The sequence below is a fragment of the Paraburkholderia sp. EG304 genome, assembly GCF_046543485.1.
Classification (GTDB): Bacteria; Pseudomonadota; Gammaproteobacteria; order Burkholderiales; family Burkholderiaceae; genus Paraburkholderia; species Paraburkholderia youngii.
Map to the genome: position 1 here is coordinate 1 of NZ_JBKGUA010000444.1, position 255 is coordinate 255.

Consider the following 255-nt stretch of genomic DNA (forward strand, 5'->3'; position numbering starts at 1 on the left):
TCGGCCGTGACCTCCATTCCCTTCTGATCCATTGAACGCCCATGCATCCCAGTCCAGAACTGAACACGATCCTCAAGCAGTTGCGCCTCTCGGGCATCCTTGACTCGCTCGAGCAACGCAACCGTCAAGCCATCGACGGGCAACTTGCCTACACGGAGTTCCTCGCCATGCTTCTGCACGACGAGGTCGCACGGAGAGAGCAGAAGAAGCTCGGCGTGCGGCTCGCCCGCGCTGGCTTCTCCCTGGGCAAGACGC

The 255-nt window shown here is 61.6% G+C and carries 1 protein-coding gene; it reads left to right on the forward strand.

All coding sequences use genetic code 11. The features are described from left to right. Window positions 1-41 precede the first annotated feature (41 nt). A partial coding sequence (locus ACLFKU_RS44665) for an ATP-binding protein (protein ID WP_410853509.1) occupies window positions 42-255 on the forward strand: 214 nt, incomplete at its 3' end.